This window comes from Lysinibacillus sp. EB106-09-02-XG168 (assembly GCF_058791475.1).
In genome coordinates, this window is sequence record NZ_JBYTDN010000003.1 from 3,534,173 (window position 1) to 3,548,423 (window position 14,251).

The 14,251-nt window shown below is 37.1% G+C and carries 19 protein-coding genes; 9 read left to right on the forward strand and 10 right to left on the reverse strand.

Going from position 1 to position 14,251, the window contains the following annotated elements; translation table 11 throughout:
• Positions 1-180: 180 nt before the first annotated feature.
• Entirely contained in the window at positions 181-1,557 is a 1,377-nt protein-coding gene (locus AC3WSO_RS18045; RefSeq protein ID WP_492532728.1) for an MATE family efflux transporter, read from the forward strand.
• Positions 1,558-1,619: 62 nt separating this feature from the next.
• Here AC3WSO_RS18045 and AC3WSO_RS18050 read toward each other — a convergent pair whose 3' ends face one another.
• Both AC3WSO_RS18050 and AC3WSO_RS18055 read right to left on the reverse strand, forming a co-directional pair.
• On the reverse strand, positions 1,620-1,958 hold the full coding sequence (locus AC3WSO_RS18050; protein ID WP_492532730.1) for a hypothetical protein: 339 nt from the start codon (positions 1,956-1,958) through the stop codon (positions 1,620-1,622).
• 273 nt (positions 1,959-2,231) lie between these two features.
• Entirely contained in the window at positions 2,232-2,432 is a 201-nt protein-coding gene (locus AC3WSO_RS18055) for a cold-shock protein (RefSeq protein WP_053484870.1), read from the reverse strand.
• 517 nt (positions 2,433-2,949) lie between these two features.
• Here AC3WSO_RS18055 and AC3WSO_RS18060 point away from each other — a divergent pair.
• Positions 2,950-3,048, forward strand: coding sequence for an ATP-binding cassette domain-containing protein (locus AC3WSO_RS18060; RefSeq protein WP_492534412.1), 99 nt, complete (start codon positions 2,950-2,952; stop codon positions 3,046-3,048).
• A gap of 445 nt (positions 3,049-3,493) precedes the next feature.
• The gene (locus AC3WSO_RS18065; protein ID WP_492532732.1) at positions 3,494-3,676 is read left to right on the forward strand and encodes a hypothetical protein; all 183 of its coding nucleotides are present in this window, start codon (positions 3,494-3,496) and stop codon (positions 3,674-3,676) included.
• 51 nt (positions 3,677-3,727) lie between these two features.
• Here the strand turns inward: AC3WSO_RS18065 and AC3WSO_RS18070 are convergent, their stop codons facing one another.
• Positions 3,728-4,648: a substrate-binding domain-containing protein gene (locus AC3WSO_RS18070; RefSeq protein ID WP_492532734.1), complete on the reverse strand. Its 921-nt coding sequence runs from the start codon at positions 4,646-4,648 to the stop codon at positions 3,728-3,730.
• Positions 4,649-5,021: 373 nt separating this feature from the next.
• Here AC3WSO_RS18070 and modA point away from each other — a divergent pair, with 373 nt between their 5' ends.
• Positions 5,022-5,807, forward strand: a complete 786-nt coding sequence (modA, locus tag AC3WSO_RS18075) for a molybdate ABC transporter substrate-binding protein (protein ID WP_492532736.1) — start codon at positions 5,022-5,024, stop codon at positions 5,805-5,807.
• A gap of 5 nt (positions 5,808-5,812) precedes the next feature.
• Positions 5,813-6,469, forward strand: coding sequence for a molybdate ABC transporter permease subunit (modB, locus tag AC3WSO_RS18080; protein WP_492532738.1), 657 nt, complete (start codon positions 5,813-5,815; stop codon positions 6,467-6,469).
• A 111-nt stretch (positions 6,470-6,580) separates the two neighbouring features.
• On the opposite strand, the gene moaD is transcribed toward modB, so the two are convergent.
• Positions 6,581-6,814 carry a molybdopterin converting factor subunit 1 gene (moaD, locus tag AC3WSO_RS18085; protein ID WP_492532740.1) on the reverse strand — a complete coding sequence of 78 codons (234 nt, stop codon included), beginning with the start codon at positions 6,812-6,814 and terminating at the stop codon, positions 6,581-6,583.
• Positions 6,807-7,286: a molybdenum cofactor biosynthesis protein MoaE gene (locus AC3WSO_RS18090; RefSeq protein WP_492532742.1), complete on the reverse strand. Its 480-nt coding sequence runs from the start codon at positions 7,284-7,286 to the stop codon at positions 6,807-6,809. Before AC3WSO_RS18090 ends, moaD begins: the two co-directional genes overlap by 8 nt.
• Positions 7,287-7,365: 79 nt before the next feature.
• Here AC3WSO_RS18090 and AC3WSO_RS18095 point away from each other — a divergent pair, with 79 nt between their 5' ends.
• Complete coding sequence (locus AC3WSO_RS18095) at positions 7,366-7,542, forward strand: hypothetical protein (protein WP_492532744.1); 177 nt, start codon at positions 7,366-7,368, stop codon at positions 7,540-7,542.
• A gap of 234 nt (positions 7,543-7,776) precedes the next feature.
• Here AC3WSO_RS18095 and mobB read toward each other — a convergent pair whose 3' ends face one another.
• Genes mobB through AC3WSO_RS18110 form a run of 3 tightly spaced genes read right to left on the reverse strand, consistent with a single transcriptional unit; the run spans position 7,777 to position 10,591 of the window.
• On the reverse strand, positions 7,777-8,307 hold the full coding sequence (gene mobB, locus AC3WSO_RS18100; protein WP_492532746.1) for a molybdopterin-guanine dinucleotide biosynthesis protein B: 531 nt from the start codon (positions 8,305-8,307) through the stop codon (positions 7,777-7,779).
• Positions 8,268-9,560, reverse strand: coding sequence for a molybdopterin molybdotransferase MoeA (locus tag AC3WSO_RS18105; protein WP_492532747.1), 1,293 nt, complete (start codon positions 9,558-9,560; stop codon positions 8,268-8,270). Before AC3WSO_RS18105 ends, mobB begins: the two co-directional genes overlap by 40 nt.
• Positions 9,561-9,574: 14 nt before the next feature.
• A complete protein-coding gene (locus tag AC3WSO_RS18110; RefSeq protein ID WP_492532749.1) occupies positions 9,575-10,591 on the reverse strand; it encodes a thiazole biosynthesis adenylyltransferase ThiF in 1,017 nt (338 codons plus the stop codon).
• 119 nt (positions 10,592-10,710) lie between these two features.
• Here AC3WSO_RS18110 and AC3WSO_RS18115 point away from each other — a divergent pair, with 119 nt between their 5' ends.
• From AC3WSO_RS18115 to moaC, 3 genes are read left to right on the forward strand one after another with little or no spacing between them, the layout of a single operon-like run.
• A complete protein-coding gene (locus AC3WSO_RS18115) occupies positions 10,711-11,205 on the forward strand; it encodes a MogA/MoaB family molybdenum cofactor biosynthesis protein (protein WP_492532750.1) in 495 nt (164 codons plus the stop codon).
• Entirely contained in the window at positions 11,202-11,792 is a 591-nt protein-coding gene (locus AC3WSO_RS18120; RefSeq protein ID WP_492532752.1) for a molybdenum cofactor guanylyltransferase, read from the forward strand. Before AC3WSO_RS18115 ends, AC3WSO_RS18120 begins: the two co-directional genes overlap by 4 nt.
• Positions 11,785-12,267 (forward strand): cyclic pyranopterin monophosphate synthase MoaC, encoded by a 483-nt coding sequence (gene moaC, locus AC3WSO_RS18125; protein WP_386827716.1) that lies wholly within the window; start codon positions 11,785-11,787, stop codon positions 12,265-12,267. The genes AC3WSO_RS18120 and moaC overlap by 8 nt, the downstream gene beginning before the upstream one ends.
• A 102-nt stretch (positions 12,268-12,369) precedes the next feature.
• On the opposite strand, the gene moaA is transcribed toward moaC, so the two are convergent.
• A complete protein-coding gene (gene moaA / locus AC3WSO_RS18130) occupies positions 12,370-13,386 on the reverse strand; it encodes a GTP 3',8-cyclase MoaA (protein ID WP_492534414.1) in 1,017 nt (338 codons plus the stop codon).
• Positions 13,387-13,416: 30 nt separating this feature from the next.
• Positions 13,417-14,247 carry a formate dehydrogenase accessory sulfurtransferase FdhD gene (fdhD, locus tag AC3WSO_RS18135; protein ID WP_492532755.1) on the reverse strand — a complete coding sequence of 277 codons (831 nt, stop codon included), beginning with the start codon at positions 14,245-14,247 and terminating at the stop codon, positions 13,417-13,419.
• Positions 14,248-14,251: the final 4 nt, after the last annotated feature.

Here is a 14,251-nt window from a genome sequence, read left to right on the forward strand (position 1 = left end):
AACCCTGTTATCGGCTTATAGGGGATGCAATGACTGCGGAAGTCATGTACAGAAAACGAACGGATATTAAGATCTCTAATCAAGTTTTAAGTGCGGATGGTGGGCAAATTGACCAACGCCTGCGGACGCTATCACATATTTAAAAGGAAATGGGTTATTAAAACCCAAGAGGGCATAAAAATGGACCAACAAATTTTACATGATGATAAAAAGCTACAGAAAGCTTTTTTTAATTTTCTAATACCTGTAATGCTAGCGAATGTGCTGCAATCTTTAGGGCAAGTCTTTGGCATGTTTATAGTTGGGCGTAATTTAGGAGTTGATGCGCTAGCGGCGATTTCAGCATTTTTCCCATTCTTCTTCTTTTTAATGGCATTTGCTATTGGGGTTGGCTCTGGTAGCTCGATTTTAGTCGGGCAAACATATGGGGCAGGCAATCATGAGAAGATGAAGGAAGTTGTTGGGGTAACACTAGCCTTCACGACGATTATATCAATAGTCGTCGCAATTTTTGGCGGCTTTTTCATTGAATGGATTTTACGTTTTATGCAAACACCTGCAAACATTTTGGATATGAGTATTAGCTATGCTCAAATTTTATTTTTCACCCTACCGATTATGTTTTGGTATATGGTGTACACTACCTTTATGCGTGGTGTAGGTGACTCTAAAACACCTTTTCTATTTTTAGTTATAAGCGTTATTTTAAATATTGCATTCCTACCACCATTAGTTTTTGGCTGGCTTGGTCTGCCTGAATTTGGCTTAAACGGCGCTGCTTATGCCTCTGTTTTATCCAATCTAGTAACGATGTTATTATTATTTGCCTACTTGCATAGAACAAAGCATATTTTGCGCTTAGACAAATCGATATTACAGCATTTTAAATTAAAGAAGGATATATTAGCTTCATTATTAAAGTTAGCCATACCAGCAAGCATTAGTATGGTTGCGATCTCTGTAGCAGAAATTGCTGTCATAGGCTTCGTTAATGTTTACGGCTCTGATGCTACTGCCGCATATGGTGTTGTCAATCAAGTTGCTAGCTATGCACAAGTGCCAGCGATGAGTATCGCGATTGCGACATCTGTATTTGTGGCGCAAGCTTTAGGGGCAAACTCTACAGAGATGATTAAAAAAATTCGTCAAATAGGTGTGCTTATTAACTATATTTTAGGCGGCACAATTATTTTAATTATGTATTTATTTGCGGAGCCTATTTTATCTTTCTTTATTGATCAACATGATACGGTACTTATCGCAAAGAATTATCTATATATTGCATTTTGGAGCTATTTAATTTTTGGCCATACACAAACAGTTTCGGCTACAATGCGAGCTACAGGTGTTGTCTTATGGCCTACAATTTTCCTAGTTATCACGATTTGGGTAGTCGAGGTGCCATTAGCGTTTATTTTATCGCACTACACTACATTCGAGCTAAATGGTGTTTGGTTAGCTTACCCTGCTGCCTTCTGTGTGCATTTTGTATTACAATACGCATACTTCAAGCTAGGCTGGCAAAAACGAACATTAAAAGCAATGCTAAGCGATTAATCATTAAAAATGCTGTAGACAAAGCCACACATTACTTTGTCTACAGCATTTTTATAAGTATTTCAAGCTTCCACAGGGGGAATTATTCCCCAAACTAATAAGAGAAAGAGTACTAAACCAATCAAAAAGAATATAACTGACGTAATAAATATCGGACCTATTTGATAAGTGAACTTTTCCCTTTTCTGAATTATGCCTGTTTGCCCACTAACTTGAGATGCAAATAACCTAGTCATAGCTCCACCACTACTCGAAAAGTAAAAAGTGCACCCAGCAAAAGCTATACCAGTGAAAAACATTATCTCAATAAACCTTACAGAGAAAAATGAAGCAATAAAATACGTCATTAAAACTTCTACAATAAATGCCACTATCATAATAATTAAATTTTTACTACGCATATAAACTCTCCCGCTAAATTTTATACACCCTATTACTTGTATACGACCAAACAGGAATTAAGTTCTATTTTTAGTTAAATTTATTCGCTATTTTTTCGCATTTTTTTCTGTTAATGAGGAAGAAATTAAATTAATGTTCGATGAGTTGAATTTTGAGATGGAATAAAAATAGGTAGTACTACCCCACTTTTCCACTTTCCATCACTTCCTTTTATGCATAAAAAAAAGGCACCCTACTGAAAGGATGCCTTTTTTATGGTTACATCATTAAAATTAAAGTTTTACGATGTTTGTAGCTTGAGGTCCACGTTGACCTTCTTCTACTGAAAATTCAACTTTTTGACCTTCTTCAAGAGTTTTGAAGCCGTCACCTTGGATAGCTGAGAAGTGAGCGAATACGTCATTTCCACCTTCTACTTCGATGAAACCGAAACCTTTTTCTGAGTTAAACCATTTTACTGTACCTTGTGTCATTTGAATGACCTCCATTAATTGTATTAATTAAAATCATTATTACCAAAAGAAAATTCACATATTACAAAAAGCATCAAATAAAACACGATTACTCTTTGTAATATGTGAATTTTTTGTTCTCTTGAAAACGATTTTATTAATTATACTATATAAAAAAAAATCATATTTGTCTAGTGCAAAAGCTAATTTTTTTAATATCCATTCTCAAAACAACTTATTACGTTACTAAATTCAGTTCAACTAACGCATTGAAATTACCACTTAATACCTTTGAAGATGTTCAGCGCAAGTGTTGAATCACCTAGATTAATGAATACTGTCCTCTTTGAACTACTCAGCTCTTTTTAAGATTTTGTCCGCGTTAATATCTCTATCATAATGTGTGCCACAAGAATGTTACAATGACTTTTGTTTTAGTTATCATTTGAAATGAGGCTTAACAAATAGTTTTATTACGCTAACACATGTCGAAAAAGTATATACCCAGCCACCTGCATTAAAAGATATTAATATAACGATTGAAAAAGGTGAATTCTTTGTATTAGTAGGTCCGCCTGGTTCAGGTAAAAGTACACTTCTGCGCCTTATTGCTGGCTTAGATAAAATGTCGGGTTAACGTCAAACGTGTTGCTCTTGCACGTGCTATCGTAAGCCAATCTCCGCTGTGCCTGATGGATGAGCCTTTATCCAATTTAGATGCACAATTACGAACACAAATGCGGACAGAAATCAAACAACAAATTTGGATTAACAACTATTTATGTAACCTACGATCAAACAGAAACGATGACCTTCGGGGATCGAATAATGGTTTTTACATAATGGATGTATTCAGCCAATTGGCACACCTCTAGAATTGTATAATCAACCAAAAATTTATTTGTCGCAAGCTTTATAGGCTCTCCAGCTATAAACATGGCAAGCGCAGTTCTAGAAAATTCTACGCTCATTATAGAAAATCAATTTAAAATGAAACTTCCAAGCGATGTTTATGCACGTTTACCTCAACATACACCATTATCAATCTGCGTTCGGCCCGAGCATCTCCAAAAGGAGACGTTTTGCATCTTCCTATAGTAAATATGGAACAGCTAGGACATGTAACGCATATCATTGACCGAATGGCAGATCAAACATGGACGATTAAATGGAGTGGCCAACATAGCTTCAAAATCGGAGAAACACTTTCTCTTCAGCCTCAACACCTACTATTTTTTGATGCAGAAACAATAGTATTATTATAACTATTCCGATCAATGAAAAAAACTTGCCTTTTCGGCAAGTTCTTTTCATTATTAAAGTGTTTCATATATAACTTGTCCCATTTGACTGACATCATAATCTCCTAAGGCGACTACTTCTGATTGGAAATCTGGTGAATTTAAAATCTCTTTTACCGTTTCTAACAGCAATTGGTTTTCGGGAGTTTTTAATAGAACAATATCATAACGTTCTCTAACAAGTGGTATAAAGTCAACATCTATAAGCTTTGATATTTTTTCAATACCTATTCCAATGTCCGCATTCCCATTTGCGACAGCAGAAGCTACATCTATATGGCTCATTTCTTCTTCGTTATACCCTTCAATTGAGGATGGAGATATGTGATGAATGCGTAATTGCTCATCTAGGAAAGTACGAGCACCTGAACCTTTTTCACGATTCATCAATTTTAGTGATTTAGTCTTAAAATCATCGATTGATTGAATTTGCAATGGATTTCCTTTTTTCACATAGAAACCTGCTCGGCGTGAAATCAGATTGATAAGAATATAAGAGTGACTTACAAAAATCTTTTTCAAATAAGGTGTATTATATTCCCCTGTATCACCATCGTACAAATGTAAACTAGCAATATCACTTTCTCCATTATACAGCGCCATAACACCATTAAAGCTACCTTCATGTGAGCGCAATACTTTATTTGATTGTTTTTTCTCTATATATTTTCCTAATAAGTCTAAAGCTAAATCTTGTCCGCTAATAATAACTTTTTTGTTTGTAGAAGGAATAGTCGAAGTAGTAGATGCGGTAGTAGTTGCTCCTGACTTGCTCTTTTGTATATATAATTGTAAATCGGTTCTATCTACGCGCATTTGTCGACCTACACGAAAAACAGGTAAATCCCCCTTTTTCACTAAATCGTAGATCGTTAATTTTGAAACCTTTAATAATTGAGCTACCTCTTCAATCGTATAGGAATGTTCATGTGACATGTAAAAATCTCCCCTTCTGCTTCTATGATTCTATAGTAACTTAATTATAATATTTTTGAACCATCACCAAAACGTGTCGTTGATTTCCGTTCCGACTGGGCGCTTTGCCGCTGACGCTTCGCTTTCGCGCAGAGCAGAGCTTCCTGGGGGCGTCCGATGAGCCGCTAATCCCCAAGGAGTCGCCCAGCCTCCACTCCAATTAACTTATTTACATAGTATACGTTTAACAAAACTCATCCACAACTTTTGGTAACGAACCATATTTTTTTACATCTTGAAAGTTTCTTGCGATTTGGTATTTCTTTTTTAGACATAACTAATTATAATTAGTTATGTCTTGTTATAACGAGTTATAAAAGGAGTATAATCAAAAGTGAAAAAGTATTTTAGTTTAATAGTTTCATTGTTACTATTGATCGGCATTTTAGCTGGTTGTGGTAGTCAAGAGAGCAACAACAAAACAAAAGAGCCTGTTGCATTAACGATTTCCGCTGCAGCTAGTTTACAAGAATCGTTAGAAGAGCTTCAAAAAGCCTATGAAAATGAGCACGATACTATTAAAATCACATTTAACTTTGGTGGCTCTGGCGCTTTACAACAACAAATTTTAGAAGGTGCTCCTGTTGATCTTTTCTTTTCAGCGGCAGAAGATAAGTTTGATGAACTAGTTCAAAAAGATTTAATCGACAAAAAACAAGGAGCGAATCTTTTAGCGAACGAATTAGTATTGATTGTTCCCAAGAAGAATGAAAAACAAATTCAATCATTTGAAGACTTATCGAAAGCTGACAAGATTGCCATTGGTACACCTGAGACGGTTCCTGCTGGCAAGTACGGTATAGAAACATTGACTAACATTAATCTTTTGGAACATGTAGAATCAAAAGTAGTGTATACAAAAGACGTACGACAAGTTCTTACATATACAGAAACTGAAAATGTCGATGCAGGTCTAGTTTATAAAACAGATGCTCTTGTATCAGAAAAAGTCGATGTCGTTGCTACAGCCAAAGATGATACGCATACACCTATTATTTATCCTGTAGGTGTTATCAAAGATAGTAAGCACGCTAAAGAAGCGGAAGATTTTTATCACTATTTACAAAGTGATGAAGCAATGAAAGTATTTAAAAAATACGGCTTTCAAGGTACTCATTAATAGAGATGAGTACTGATTTCTTGTCACCTCTTAAACTTTCTATCGAAATAGCTTTTGTGTCAGGAATAATTGTAATAGTAATTGGTATTCTATTGGGTAAATGGATGGCAAAACGTAATTTCAAAGGAAAGTTATTTCTAGAAACAGTGTTACTTTTACCACTAGTATTGCCCCCTACTGTAATAGGATTTCTTCTGATTATTATTTTTGGTAAAAATAGTGTGCTAGGTAACTTGATTATATGGCTTTTTAACCAACCTGTTATGTTCACATGGTGGGCGGCAGTCATGGCCTCTACTGTTGTTGCATTTCCTTTAATGTATCAATCAGCAAAAACCGGCTTTGAATCTGTTGATGAGGACGTCGAGAACGCTGCACGTGTTGATGGTGCAAAAGAATGGCAAGTCTTTTTCTTTATTTCTATCCCACTTGCATTAAAATCAATTGTCTCCGGTGGAATTTTAAGTTTCACACGAGCTTTAGGTGAATTCGGTGCAACCTTAATGTTTGCCGGTAACCTCCCAGGCAAAACGCAAACGACGCCACTTGCTATTTACATGGCGATTGGTTCAGGTAACATGTCACTCGCTTGGTCATGGGTGATTTGTATGATAGGTATTTCCTTCCTTATGCTTCTGAGCGTTCATCTCATAAAGACATAAAGTAAAACTTTAACCAGTAGAGTATCTTCACCTACTGACGAGTTTTTTCTGGATCAATATAATAAAAGATGTAGTCGGTTCACTAAGCTGAACCAACTACATCTTTTATTTTTACCCTCCACTAATCGGTGGAATAAAGGCGATTGTGTCCCCGTCTTTTATTACCGTTGCATCTGTTGCGAATTCCTCATTTACCGCTGTCATAACATGTTGTAAAGAAACTTGAGGATACTGTCTTTCCATCCATTCTTTAATATGTCCAATTGTTCTATCTGACAGGTCTACACATAATTTTGACTCGCCTATACTTTCTTGTAAGTGAGCAAATAATAATATGTTAATCACAAGATTCCTCCTCACTGATTGATGGATTTCCTTTTGGATAAGGGACATTTTCTAATTGATCACCAATCCATTCGGTTCCATCTTCCCAATACTCTTTTTTCCAAATAGGCACAATTTGTTTTATACGATCAATAGCATATTCATTTGCTTCATAGGCTATTTTACGATGTGGTGATGAAACCGCAATTACTACGGCAATATCCGAAATTTCTAAATGGCCAACACGATGTGTAATGGCTATTTTCGCTTCTGGCCATTGCTCTTGTATCTCTTTAGATATTTGTTCAAACATTTTAATAGCCATAGATGGATAAGCTTGATATTCCAAATGTAGTGTTTTCTTTCCTTTCGTCATCTCACGTACTGTTCCAATGAAAACAGTAATTGCACCAGCATTTCGATCTGTAACTTTTTGTCTAACTTCTTCAACATCAATCGATTTATCAACGATGTCAAACAACGGTGTAGTCATGATTTTCTCCTCATTTCCTGTAATCAATTATGCCTCGGCATAATTGCGTCCGGAATCGGCTTTGTGCTTAGGCCTGCAGATGTTTTTGCGAAAGCGCAGTGTTAACGTAGCGTCTGCAAAGGGTGTTGTCTGTGCGAAAGCGAAGCGACAGCAACAACACGAGGGCCGACTCGATGTCGGTCATTTCGGTAATGCCACAGGACGTGGCGTTTTTACTGATGCAGGTCAGTTAGCCGTTATTGCATGGATGCGATGATTTTAGGCTAACATCCCCTAAGCACTCCTTTCCGATTCTGTGACATCTGCCGGAAGCTTTGGACCAACAGATGTTTTTTGCGCGAAAACGTAGTGCTAACGCAGCGTCAGTAAAGGGTTTCGCCTAGATAAATTGCCACAGGACGTGGCGTTCTTAGACTGAGTTCCTCTATTTCAGCGGGTGTATATATGGATACCCGCTGAAAAGTAACTTAAATCCACCTTTATCTCATCACTATAAAGGTGGGAAACTTCTGATGAAAGAAGTTAAAAAATCTATATATTGTGCTTTTTCATGAATTGAAAAAGTCGGATAATCTAACGGTTTATTTAGTGGATATGTTGGCCAATAAAGAACACTGATGATATTGCTTACTTTTTGTAGCAAAGATTCATCTTCCACCTGGCGCAAAAGAACAACCTTCGGATAGTCTTCATTTTTATAGCCTTCAATGAAAATGATATCCATATTAAATGTTTCATAAATAGCTAGTATATCAGCAAGCTGCCAGTTACTTTGGTGAATACTCATGCGCAAAGTACCTTCTCCCTCAACTGCTGTGACACTTGCACCAGCCTTCTCATGACGAACACTATCTTTTGAACTTTCGATCATAGGGATACCACCATGTCCATGGTGCTTGATTGTTCCTACACGAAAACCCTCTGTTGTGGCTTGTGTAATGAGCTGTTCCATTAACGTCGTCTTACCACTATTTTGATAGCCTACGATTTGTAGGATTTTTCGATGTTGTCCCATGGCCACTCACTTCCCTGCAAATCTTCTAACATTAAGACAACAACTTGCATTCCTTTTTCGTATCCACGTGATCCACCTGGTAATACAATAAAGGCATTAGCTTCCGCTAAAGAAGAAACCGCACTAGATTTATCAAAACCAGAAGGAACTGCAACTAATTGACCGTCTTCGTACGAAGCATTAGCACGTACAAAACGAGTAAACGGATTCGGTTTTTTAAAGTCCACACCTAAAACAGCCTGTTCTCTACGTAAATGTGGTTGCTTATTACCGAATGCTGTTCGAATAATAGGTCGTGTAAATAGTTCAAACCCAACATAGCAAGCTGATGGATTACCTGAAAGTCCAAATAATAATTGGCCATTTCGAGCCGCAACAGTTGTTACACTACCTGGTCGCATCGCCACTTTATTAAACAGTACTTGAGCGTCAATGGCTTCATAAATGGCAGGTAAGTAATCGTAATCGCCTACTGATACTCCTCCTGTTGTAATCAATATATCTACTTCCTGAAGAGCTTTTTCTACAGCTTGTATACATAAATTTAACTCATCGCTAAATTTACCAAAATATTTGACGGTTGCCCCAGCACGTTCAATTTGAGCCATCATCATATAGGCATTACTATTACGAATTTTCCCTGGTTGTAAAGCATCACTTGGTTCTAGTAATTCACTTCCTGTTGCAATAACGCCTACGATCGGTTTTCGAAAAACAGGTACTTGATCATAGCCAAAAGTAGCAAGTAATGCGACAACGCCCGGATTGATGTATTGCCCTTTTTCAATAAGAATCGCGCCTTTTTGAACGTCCTCACCTTTATAGGAAATATTTGTTCCTGCTTCATAAGAGCGTTTAATTGACATATAGCGTTGATTGCCTTCTTCAAAAGTGTGCGTTAATTCTAGCATAACGACTACATCACATCTGTGCGGGATAGGAGCTCCTGTCATAATGCGCACCGCTTCTCGTTCACTTACTTCCCCCTCAAATACATAGCCCGCGCCAATTTCTCCTACTACTTTAAAGGTTACTGGATTTTCTGAACAGGCTTCCTGACTATCGACCGAGCGAATAGCATAACCATCATAAGGTGAACGATCAAATGCTGGCACATCTTGGTCCGCAGCAATATCTTCTGCTAAAAAACGTCCATGTGCTTGCTGTACTGATACGGTTTCTACTTTTTCTTGGAATGCAAACTGCATGACCCGTTGAACAGCTTCTGCAACAGCAATTGGTTTTCTTTTTTCTAACATTTTAGAACACTCCTTTATCCGAATAAACGATAATAAATGGTTTTAGCCTTTTGTATATCTTTTACACCGTGAATAACAACTCGTCCATCTTGAAAAATCACTAGTCGATAATCTTCTGCTTGGCAAGATAATAAATAGGGATTTTGTTGAATATCACCATAAGGGCGAAGTTGGATAGCGAGCTGATCCAAATTATAATGAATCGGTTTAGGTGGACGTATTTGAATAGCATCCCGACCACATAACACATTTAATTTTGTTTGATTTTCATATGACAAATACGGATAAGTCGGATTTTTTCCACAAGATGGACAATCATAATTACGAATTTTTTCAACGTTTATTTCATAGTGTTGATTTTGCCAAACATCAAAAGTTAAATAACTTTTTCGTAATGCTTTTTCATTGCCTACTAAATACTTTAATACCTCAGCTACTTGATAAGCTGCTACGATTTGAACAGTCGGACTGATTATTCCTACTGTATCGCATGTCATCCCCGTATTAGGTATCGCTGCTAGCAAACAATGTAAACAAGGTGTTTTACCTGGCACAATCGTATAAGTAGCGCCATAACTGCCAATACAAGAACCATAAACCCAAGGAATTTGATATTTTTGTGCAAGATCGTTCATCATAAAGCGAATATCAAAGTTGTCCGTTGCATCTACCATTATATCTACATCTTCAAGCAGTGAAATTAATTGCTCTGTACACGCATCAACTATATATTCGTTGATTTCTACCTCAGAGTTAATGCTTTGTAGTCGTTTTTTTGCAGCGATGACTTTAGGGACTTTTTCTTGCGCATCTTGTTCAGTATATAGTTGTTGTCTTTGTAGATTACTCCACTCTACATAATCACGATCAATAATCGTCAGTTTTCCGATACCTGCCCTTACTAGAGCCTCTGCACTAGCACTGCCTAAAGCACCAACTCCTATCATAAGGACATGCTTTTGTTTTAATAATAGCTGCCCTTGTTCTCCGATTGGGCTGAATAATTGTTGTCTTGAATATCTATTTTGCATAAACGTTTTTGCCTTTCTTTCTATGAATTTTAGTTTGACCTTTTCATTTATAGCTTTATAATAAAAGCAATGTTTTTCAGAAAAAACAATATCAACTCTTTAAAAGGAGGCCTTTTATCTTGCATCCTACACATAGTCAACTTCCTATACGAGCTGCCATTTTAACAGTAAGTGACACACGTACGAAGTCGGATGATCGTGGTGGTCAGCGTATTCAATCATTGCTTCAAGAAGCTTCATTTGAATTAGTAGACTATCAACTATCAAAAGATGAACCACTTGAAATCTCAAACCATGTACAAAAATGGTGCGCTGATTCTACCATTAATGCCATTATCGTAACAGGTGGAACAGGGTTTACACCTAGAGACCAAACTTATGACACGATTCTCCCTCTTTTCGAAAAAGAAATGATGGGATTTGGTGAGTTATTTCGAACACTAAGCTATGAAGAAATCGGCCCAAAAGCCATGTTTAGTCGTGCAACAGCAGGTAGTCTCGATAAAACGGCTATCTATGTACTACCAGGTTCCACGAATGCCGTGACACTTGCCATGACAAAACTGATTCTTCCTACTGTGCAACATTTTGTCGGTGAGTTGAATCGCATATGAAAATAGCAGGTGTTATCTTAGCTGGTGGTCAATCTTCTCGGTATGGTCAACCGAAAATGTTTGAATCATTTGCTGGTCTGCCTTTATATAAGCAAAGTCTCATAGCCTTACAAAAAAATCAACTACACCCTATAATTATTGCTACGAATGCTAGCTTGCAATCGAAGTTTGTAGATGAAGATGTCCAATGGAGCATCGAAAAACAGCCTCATCAAGGACCTCTATTTGCATTGCATCATATCATGACAAACTTCCCAGAAGTAGAGTGGTTTTTCGTAATAGCAAGTGATATGCCTTTTATTAATGCAGAATTTGTTCAAACTATGCTAACATTTATCGATGATCGTTATGAGGCTATTGTTCCTAAACAAGCTTCAAGATTACAACCTCTTGCTGCTTTATATCGACGCAGTGCTTTACCAAAAGCATATCAATTAGTCCAACAAAACAAGCGAAGTATGAAAGCCTTGTTAGAGCAACTTCAAGTGTGTTATGTTCCCTTTGAAGACGACAGCTCAACATTTATCAATATCAATTCACAACAAGATTGGCTACAAACATTTGAAAGGAAATCTAATAATGAGTAATTTTACACACTGGAACGAAGAAGGTCGTCCTAAAATGGTCGACATTTCAGAAAAAACAAGCACAAACCGTACAGCGATCGCTCGCAGTACAATCACGTTATCTGATGAGGTCTATGAAGCCATCCAACAAGGAGGCATTAAAAAAGGCGACCCAACTCAAGTGGCACAAATTGCTGGGATTATAGGTGCTAAAAAAACGGCTGATATTATCCCAATGTGCCATCCGATTATGTTACAAGGAACCGACCTTCAATTTGACTATACAAAAGCAGAAGTTGGTTACGAACTACACATTCAAGCTACAGTGAAATGTAGTGGTAAAACAGGTGTCGAAATGGAAGCACTAACTGCTGTATCCATTGCTGCACTGACTTTTTATGATATGTGTAAAGCAGTCGACAAGTCTATGGTCATTAAAGAAACTTACCTTGTTCAAAAAACAGGCGGAAAAAGTGGCGACTTTGTGCATAAATAAACAGAAAAAAATCCGGCATTATTGTGCCGTTTTTTTTCTGTTTTTTTAACATAAGTCACTAATACTAACAAGCTACTACCAACTAATACCACTCTATTTCGTCTAACCACCGATGTGTGACATTTCAATTTTTGAGTTTCTCCGTTTTTCCATCGTCTGTTCATTTCGTTCATCTGAATAGCGATCTTTTCTATTTTCCCAAACATTCGAAATGCATTGGGTGATAGTTTCATCATCTTCCCCAGACCTTAACAATTCTCGTAAACTCGTTCCCTCTGTCGCAAATAAACACGTATATAATGTTCCTTCTGCCGAAATACGGGCACGCGAACAAGTTGAGCAGAAAGAATCTGTTACAGATGATATCACGCCAATTTCACCTTTGGCATCCTCATATTGATAACGTGTAGCGACTTCCCCCTTATAATTTGGGTCAACAGGATGTAGTGGAGAAAATTGATGGACTTGGTCAACGATTTCTTTCTTCGACAGAACGTCATCTAGCCGCCAACCATTTGAATTACCGACATCCATATATTCAATAAAGCGAAGAATATGCTGTTTCTCTTTAAAATATTCTGCCATCGCAACGACATCTTGGTCATTTTTACCTTTTTGAACAACCATATTGATCTTAACTTGTAAACCTGCTTCTGCCGCTTTTTCTATACCTTCTAATACCGCTTTCACTTTTCCGCGATGACCATTCATCTCGAAAAAACGTTCCTCGTTTAGAGAATCTAAGCTAATAGCTACTCGTGATAAACCAGCTCTCGCCAATTCAATTGCATATTTTTTCAACAATGTGCCATTGGTCGTTAAAGCAATATCCTCTACTCCAGCTATGCGATGTATTCGTTCAATTAATTTCGGCAGATCACGACGTAGTAAAGGCTCACCACCAGTAATGCGCACTTTTTTCACACCTAATGAAACGAAAATCTTTACTAATCGTTCGATTTCTTCAAAACTCAATATTTTATCGGACGGTAAAAAAGCATAATCAGGACCAAATACTTCTGCAGGCATGCAATATTGACAACGGAAATTACAACGGTCTGTTACTGATATCCTTAAATCTCTTAATGGTCTTTGTAGTTGGTCTCGTAGATTAGTAATTTTAATCTCTTCCTTTCATTTTGATCAATTTCAACTTGGTGTAATTGCGTCCGGGGGCTCTAACTCATTTGTAGGTAAATGAATACGTTCCTTATGTGTATAAATATTAAGTGTATTTTGGCGAATAAAGCCTACCGTCGTAATACCGAGTTGCTCTGCCAATTGCAATGCCAATTCTGTAGGAGCAGATTTGGACAAAACAATTTCACAGCCAATTTTCGATACTTTAAGTAAAATTTCTGATGAAATCCTTCCGCTAAACACGATAATTTTGTCCTGAATGCTAATATTGTTTTTTAGGCAATAACCATAAATTTTATCTAAGGCATTATGGCGCCCAATATCCATTCGGCTTAATAAAACTCCATTCGTATCACATAGTGCTGCATTATGAACACCACCAGTTTGTTTGAAGATTTCAGCCAAATCTTGCATATCGCGCATTAAACGAAAACAATCATCTGTTGTAATACGCACATGAATACCTTCCATTGTTTTTGCTACTAATGCATCATTAGCAAAAACAAAACCTTGGCGGCTCATGCCACAACAAGAAGTTATGTAACGTTTATTTTGAATTTGTTGAAAGTAAGGATTCACACGCTTTGTTTTAACATGCACAAAGCCTTCTTTTTCTTGGTGCCAAATTTCTTCAATATCATCGTAATTACGAATAATTCGTTCAGAAGCCAAATAGCCAATAACCATATCTTCTACATACTCTGGAGTGCACACCATCGTCACAAATTCTTGCTCATTAATCTTCACTGTAACAGCAAATTCTGTGACAACAGTATCTTCTATTTCTTTGAATTGATTACCTTCAACACGTATTATGTCTCTTGCTACCGCTCGTTCCATATGG

What these genes read in the sequence shown, in the direction of transcription:
- AC3WSO_RS18045 (WP_492532728.1), top strand. Translation starts at nt 181, where the DNA reads ATGGACCAACAAATTTTACATGATGATAAAAAGCTACAGAAAGCTTTT.
- moaC (WP_386827716.1), top strand. Translation starts at nt 11,785, where the DNA reads ATGAGTAATTTTACACACTGGAACGAAGAAGGTCGTCCTAAAATGGTC.
- AC3WSO_RS18105 (WP_492532747.1), bottom strand. Translation starts at nt 9,560, where the DNA reads ATGTTAGAAAAAAGAAAACCAATTGCTGTTGCAGAAGCTGTTCAACGG.
- AC3WSO_RS18120 (WP_492532752.1), top strand. Translation starts at nt 11,202, where the DNA reads ATGAAAATAGCAGGTGTTATCTTAGCTGGTGGTCAATCTTCTCGGTAT.
- AC3WSO_RS18070 (WP_492532734.1), bottom strand. Translation starts at nt 4,648, where the DNA reads ATGTCACATGAACATTCCTATACGATTGAAGAGGTAGCTCAATTATTA.
- fdhD (WP_492532755.1), bottom strand. Translation starts at nt 14,247, where the DNA reads ATGGAACGAGCGGTAGCAAGAGACATAATACGTGTTGAAGGTAATCAA.
- AC3WSO_RS18050 (WP_492532730.1), bottom strand. Translation starts at nt 1,958, where the DNA reads ATGCGTAGTAAAAATTTAATTATTATGATAGTGGCATTTATTGTAGAA.
- AC3WSO_RS18055 (WP_053484870.1), bottom strand. Translation starts at nt 2,432, where the DNA reads ATGACACAAGGTACAGTAAAATGGTTTAACTCAGAAAAAGGTTTCGGT.
- AC3WSO_RS18095 (WP_492532744.1), top strand. Translation starts at nt 7,366, where the DNA reads ATGTTTTTGCGAAAGCGCAGTGTTAACGTAGCGTCTGCAAAGGGTGTT.
- AC3WSO_RS18110 (WP_492532749.1), bottom strand. Translation starts at nt 10,591, where the DNA reads ATGCAAAATAGATATTCAAGACAACAATTATTCAGCCCAATCGGAGAA.
- AC3WSO_RS18090 (WP_492532742.1), bottom strand. Translation starts at nt 7,286, where the DNA reads ATGACTACACCGTTGTTTGACATCGTTGATAAATCGATTGATGTTGAA.
- modB (WP_492532738.1), top strand. Translation starts at nt 5,813, where the DNA reads ATGAGTACTGATTTCTTGTCACCTCTTAAACTTTCTATCGAAATAGCT.